Origin of the sequence: Atopococcus tabaci DSM 17538 (genome assembly GCF_000429585.1) — a bacterium.
GTDB lineage: Bacteria > Bacillota > Bacilli > Lactobacillales > Carnobacteriaceae_A > Atopococcus > Atopococcus tabaci.
Genome location: NZ_AUCD01000093.1, coordinates 1 through 6,361, shown reverse-complemented (window position 1 = coordinate 6,361; position 6,361 = coordinate 1). Strand labels below are relative to the sequence as shown.

Here is a 6,361-nt window from a genome sequence, read left to right as displayed (position 1 = left end):
GATCCAGAGAATGCGCCGCAAAAGGCGCTTTACTATAATGAGAAGTATCAAATTTTGAAAAATACAGAAGCAGAAAAGCTTTTATCTAAAGAAGGTTCAACAATCTTTGCCAAACGAAAGATTGATGTTGAGCCAGTCTTTGGCCAGATAAAGGCTAATTTAGGGTTCACTCGATTTAACCTAAGGGGTAAATCGAAGGTAAAAACAGACATCGGGTTGGTCTTGATGGCCAACAATCTGAAGAAATATGCAAAAAATAATGTAATAAAATAAGAGAACTTACAAATTCTTTGACAGAAAATGTAAGTTCTCTTTTATTTTAGAATCCAGGACCTTTTGTCCCAGCCTCTTTTTTGTTTAGAGTAAACTTCCCACGAAAACCCTCTTTCTTGACACTCAGAAAAGGGAGACGTACAATGAAGTTGAGATTACAAGCGTAAACGAATAGGGGGAGCTACGATGAAACACACGCATCACCATAATCACGAAGGCCACGAGCACGATGCACACGTTCATTCTGCACACAGCCCTGACCACAGCGAACACTCTCACGGCCATAAGGACCATGAAGAGCACAAACGCCATGTCCACCATGCATACCACGAGGAACAGGTGGAAGAAGGGATTCACGATGCCCATGCGCATCATGACCATGGGGATCAGGACCACCATGATCACATGGGGCACGGACACCACCATCATCACGGAAACTTTAAAGAAATCTTTTTGAAGTCTCTGCCAATTGGTTTGGTTATCTTACTGCTGTCGCCGCTGATGGGAATCGATTTGCCGTTCCAATTCTCGTTCCCGTATTCAGACATCGTGGCGGCAGTTTTGGCGACCGTCTTGTTTTTCTACGGCGGAAAACCGTTTTACCAAGGAGCGCTGGATGAATTTAAGCAGAAAGAACCCGGGATGATGGCGCTCATCACATTAGGGATTACCGTTTCCTATTTGTACAGTATATACGCGGTTGCGGCGCGCTATGTCACGGATGCCCATCCTATGGACTTTTTCTTCGAATTTGCATCATTGATTTTGATCATGCTCTTGGGGCATTGGATTGAAATGAAAGCAGTGGGTGAAGCAGGGGATGCACAGAAATCACTGGCCGAACTGCTGCCGAAAGATGCGCACGTCGTCGTGGAAAACGATAAAATCGAAACCCGCCCTGTTTCCCAATTGAAAGTGGGCGATGTGGTACGCGTGCAGGCCGGAGAAATTATTCCGGCAGACGGTGTCATCCAAAGAGGAGAAACCCGCGTCAACGAAGCGTTGCTGACGGGGGAATCCAAGCCGGTCGAAAAAGAAGCGGGCGACACGGTCATCGGCGGGTCGACCAACGGGGAAGGCATGCTGTACGTGGAAGTCACAGAAACAGGCGACAAATCCTTCATCTCTCAAGTGCAGACACTAATCGGGCAGGCGCAAAACCAACCGTCGCGCGCAGAAAACATTGCCCAAAAAGTCGCCGGCTGGTTGTTTTATATCGCGGTGGCCGCAGCGGTGATTGCCTTCATCATTTGGCTCTTTGCGGTGGACTTGCAGACAGCGGTCATCTTTACCGTCACCACACTGGTTATTGCGTGTCCGCACGCTTTAGGCTTGGCGATTCCCCTCGTCATTGCCCGCAGCACCAGTTTGGGTGCCGGCCGCGGCTTGCTGGTGAAAAACCGCGAAGCGTTGGAGCTGGCGACCAACTCAGACGTCATGATTTTGGACAAAACAGGAACACTGACCACCGGCGAGTTCAAGGTGTTGAAGGTGGATGTTGTCGACGATCACTACACGAAAGAAGACATCACAGCTTTGATGGCCGGCATCGAAGGCGGATCCAGCCATCCGATTGCCCAGTCCATCACCGACTTTGCGCACAAACAAGGCACGGAGCCGGTCCGCTTTGATTCCATCGACGTGATTTCCGGATCCGGTGTGAAAGGAACCGCGAATGGTCACCAATATGAATTGATCAGCCAAAAAGCGTACGGAAAAGACCTCGACTTGGAGATTCCAAAAGGTGCAACGGTGAGTGTCTTGGTGGAAAACGGCCAAGCAATCGGTGTCGTCGCATTGGGAGACGAATTGAAAGAATCGAGCAGAGAGTTGATGCAAGTATTGAAATCCAACGGAATCCAGCCGATTATGGCGACCGGAGACAATGAAACCGCCGCTCAAGGAGTGGCGGAGGAGCTGGGGATTGACTACCGAGCCAACCAATCGCCGCAGGACAAATACGAGCTGGTGGAAGCGTTGAAAGACGAAGGAAAAACCGTCATCATGGTTGGAGACGGGGTCAACGATGCACCGTCTCTCGCTCTGGCAGATGTGGGTGTGGCGGTAGGCGCGGGCACACAGGTCACCCTCGACTCGGCGGATGTCGTATTGACGCAGTCGGATCCTGGCGATATCGAATCTTTCATCGAGTTGGCCAAAAAGACAACAAGCAAAATGAAGCAGAACTTGATTTGGGGAGCCGGCTACAACTTCTTCGCCATTCCGTTGGCCGCCGGTATTCTAGCGCCCATCGGCATCTCCCTGACTCCGGCAGTCGGCGCAATTTTGATGTCCCTGTCCACGGTCATTGTGGCCATTAATGCGATGTTCTTGCGTTTAGACAATTAAAGTAAGAGAAAAGCCGTTCAGCGATGAACGGCTTTTTTGTTTTAAATACGAAAACTTGATCCCGGTCAATTTTTTAATGGGCGGTTTCTCTTATACTGCAGGTGTAAAGAAAAACACATAAAGGAGAATGACTCATGAATAAAGCGATTTTGCAATTGGAAACCTTGTCTTGCCCGAGCTGTATGCAGAAAATCGAGAGTGCGGTGAAGGGGTTGAACGGCATCGACAAAGACAGTGTCAAAGTGATGTTCAATTCCAGCAAAGTGAGAACGGATTTCGATGCAGAGGTCCTCGATATTGAAGACATCAAAGAAGCTATCGAAGACGTCGGGTATTCGGTGCTCAAAACCAAAGTGAAGACGGCGTAAAGGGGGGATATGAATGACACAATTCAACAAAGTGGCACAGGAACATTTTGAAAAACTGGAACTCTATACCACTGCCATCACACGGGCTCACGGGAAAAACCATCCGGAAGCATTTGAGGTACGAGACCTGTTCTCCGAAATCCATGCGAAAACACAACAGGCCGGTTCAACGAAGCCGGAATTGGATGCGGAATTCGCCCGGCTCCGCGACGTCACCGACAATTATACGATTCCAACCGATGTCTGCGAAACATACGCCGCCGTTTACACGATGCTTGCGGAAGTGGACGCAGCGTATCAAGTATAACAACGAATCCCAGAAAGCCGGCCGCTTCTCTGGGATTTTTTACGCAATAAATTCTCGAAACTTGATGGAGGTCAATTTTTAATTTTGGATTCAACCTATACTGAGAGCAACAAATAAAAGTAAGCGTGAGGAAACAATCATGCAGCGGTATCTATTAAGCAAGAAAAAGACGATTACTGTCGTCAGCGGGATATTGATCCTGTTCGGGTTCTTCACTCACTTCACACTCGGGAACACCGGGATGGCGGAGGGAGCGTTGATTCTTGCGTCCGTCATGGGGCGACGCCGATCGCTATTCAAGCGGTGCAGGCGTTGAGGGTGAAAGTCGTCAGTATCGATGTCTTGGTCACCATCGCGGTCATCGGAGCATTCCTGATTCAGAACTACGAAGAATCTGCCGTCGTCACATTTTTATTCTTATTCGGTCATTACTTGGAACAGCGCACCTTGAATCAAACGCGTTCCGCCATCAAAGAGCTGACGGAAATGGCCCCTGAAAGCGCGTGGGTACAATTGGTGGACGGAGAATTTGAAGAAATGGACGTGGACGACGTCGATGAAGGGGACATTCTCCTTGTTAAAACGGGAGCCAAAGTTCCGGTTGATGGCACCGTCTTGATCGGGGAAGGCCACATCAATGAAGCCAGCATCACCGGAGAATCCGTTCCGGTCAACAAAGCAGCCGGTTCTGAAGTCTTTGCCGGCACCATTTTAGAAAATGGAATGATTCAAATCCGCGCGGACAAAGTAGGGGAAGACACCACATTTGGGAAAATCATTGAACTGGTCGAAGAAGCCCAAGACTCCAAGTCCGAAGCGGAGCGCTTCATCGACCGCTTCTCCACCTACTATACGCCGGCCGTGTTGATCTTGTCCTTCGTGGTGTGGTTAATAAGCCGCGACGTGGAGCTGGCCATCACCATCCTCGTCTTGGGCTGCCCGGGCGCGTTGGTCATCGGGGTGCCGGTCTCCATCGTCGCCGGCATCGGAAACGGTGCCCGCCACGGGGTTCTGTTGAAAGGCAGCGAGGTCATTCAAGACTTCAGCAAAGTCGACACCATCGTCTTTGACAAAACCGGCACTCTCACCACCGGCAACCCGACCGTCGCCGAAACAGCTTATTACGGCGGGGACAAGGAAGAAGCACTCGGCTATTTGGCCAGTGTGGAACGGGAATCCGACCACCCGCTCGCAAAAGCGGTCTTGGAAGAAATCGGCGACACAACTTTCTGGAATGTCGAAGAAACAGAAGTCGTCAAAGGCGGCGGCATTATGGCCAACGTCAACGGACACCGGGTCGTGGTTGGGAATGCCGCCTTGATGGAAAGAGAAGGAATCCCGTTGAACGAGCAAGCGCAGACAGACATCCACCGGTTTGAACAAAACGGGAACTCGCTCGTCTTGGCAGCGGTCGACGGGGAGCTGCAGGTGCTGATGGGCATCCGCGACCAAATCCGCCCGGGCGTAAAGGAAAACTTGGAAGTGTTGAAAGAGTTGGGCGTCAACCACTTGGTCGTCCTCTCCGGTGACAACCAAGGCACCGTCGACCGGGTTGCGCGTGAACTGAACCTCACCGAAGCGCACGGGCATATGCTGCCGGAAGACAAAGCGGCTTATATTGAAAAACTCCAGCAAAGAGGGCACACGGTCGCCTTTGTCGGGGACGGTGTCAATGACAGCCCGTCCTTGGCATTGGCGGATATCGGAATCGCCATGGGAAGCGGAACGGATGTCGCCATCGAAACATCCGATGTGGTCTTGATGAATTCCGATTTCAGTCGGCTGCCTCATGCCTTGGGTTTGACGAAAGCCACCGCCCGCAACATGATTCAAAACATCCTTATCGCAGTCGGTGTTGTCCTCGTGCTTCTCGCCAGTGTGTTTTTCAGCGACTGGATGAACATGTCAATCGGCATGCTGGTCCATGAAGGCAGCATCCTGGTGGTCATCTTCAACGGGATGCGGCTGCTCCGTTATCGGTTGAAAGGCCGAAGAACCCAACTATTTTCAGAAAAGGAACCGGTGAAAGCAGCATAAGAAGCGAATCCGACCAAATTTCCGCGCTATTAAATGAAGATTTGAACCGAATTCAGAAGAAAGGACCAAATCAGCGAAAAAAGCAGTTGAGCATTTTCTCAACTGCTTTTTCTCTATTGATGAAATACCGGTTTTTGTGCGTGGTATGCGTGAAGAGTGCCGGCAACTGTATTGAAACGACCGGTTTGCACAACCGGATCACACCCAGCTTCTGCCAATAGTTGCGGAAGAATCCCTTTGGCATGGTCTCCAGTGGTTTCGAATCCATCCAGCAATTGCACCGACAAAAAAGCGAGGCGCATCCACCCGTTGCTGGGCCGATCAAAATCCAGAATAGAGATGAAGCCGCCCGGTGCCAAAACGCGGTAGATTTCACTCAAAGTCTGTTGTTTCTCTTTCAAAGGCAGATGATGAAACAAAAGGGTGGAGAAAACTCCGTCCAGTTGCGCCTCTTCAAATGGCAGGTCTTGCGCCCAACCTTGCTGGAACCGAATATCGAGCCGGTCTCTTCGGGCTTTTTCGTCCGCCACTTTTAAGATGTCCGGGTCTGCATCCAATCCGATAACCATCGCTTCAGGCTGCGCTTCTTTCAGCATCCGCGTCAACGTGCCGGTCCCGCATCCTACATCCAAGATGCGTTGGTGAGGAAACAATTTTTCTTGCCGCAGAAGATTGGAATTAAGTCAAGAAAATGGACACACATCAGATAAAAATAATGGAAAAAGCCAAAGCAAAAGCACAGTCAAGAAAGACAAAAAGCTGGCCGGTCACACAGATTGGACTGCCTGAAGCAGCGGTTCATGCAGGCGTTCAAACTCATCCGGGGAAAGATAATCAATCTTGGAGTGCCGGCGCTTCGTATTATAGAAAACCGAGATGTACCAATTCACTGTCCGGATGGCTTCGGCTTTCGTTTGGAACCGTCGGCGGTATACCAACTCTTTTTTGAGCGTCGCAAAGAAGGACTCCATACAGGCATTGTCATACGGGTTGCCTTTCCGGCTCATGCTGCCTGCGGCGCCGATGG

6 protein-coding genes and 1 pseudogene are annotated in these 6,361 nt (G+C 50.4%); 5 read left to right on the top strand and 2 right to left on the bottom strand.

Annotation, left to right across the window (positions count from 1 at the left end; genetic code table 11):
- From G470_RS0110880 to G470_RS13475, 5 genes and pseudogenes are all read left to right on the top strand, one after another.
- Positions 1-273: transposase (locus G470_RS0110880; protein WP_028274825.1), on the top strand; the 273-nt coding region annotated here is incomplete at its 5' end.
- Positions 274-459: 186 nt separating this feature from the next.
- The gene (locus tag G470_RS0110875) at positions 460-2,622 is read left to right on the top strand and encodes a heavy metal translocating P-type ATPase (protein ID WP_035445611.1); all 2,163 of its coding nucleotides are present in this window, start codon (positions 460-462) and stop codon (positions 2,620-2,622) included.
- Between the two features lie 134 nt (positions 2,623-2,756).
- Positions 2,757-2,990 carry a heavy-metal-associated domain-containing protein gene (locus G470_RS0110870; RefSeq protein WP_028274823.1) on the top strand — a complete coding sequence of 78 codons (234 nt, stop codon included), beginning with the start codon at positions 2,757-2,759 and terminating at the stop codon, positions 2,988-2,990.
- Positions 2,991-3,003: 13 nt separating this feature from the next.
- Entirely contained in the window at positions 3,004-3,297 is a 294-nt protein-coding gene (locus G470_RS0110865; RefSeq protein WP_028274822.1) for a hypothetical protein, read from the top strand.
- Positions 3,298-3,436: 139 nt separating this feature from the next.
- Positions 3,437-5,334: pseudogene (locus G470_RS13475) on the top strand (heavy metal translocating P-type ATPase).
- 113 nt (positions 5,335-5,447) lie between these two features.
- On the opposite strand, the gene G470_RS13470 reads toward G470_RS13475, so the two are convergent.
- Together G470_RS13470 and G470_RS0110850 are read right to left on the bottom strand one after the other, a co-directional pair.
- Positions 5,448-6,002 (bottom strand): class I SAM-dependent methyltransferase, encoded by a 555-nt coding sequence (locus tag G470_RS13470; RefSeq protein WP_084172185.1) that lies wholly within the window; start codon positions 6,000-6,002, stop codon positions 5,448-5,450.
- Positions 6,003-6,101: 99 nt separating this feature from the next.
- The coding region (locus G470_RS0110850; protein WP_028274821.1) for an integrase core domain-containing protein at positions 6,102-6,361 on the bottom strand (260 nt) is incomplete at its 5' end.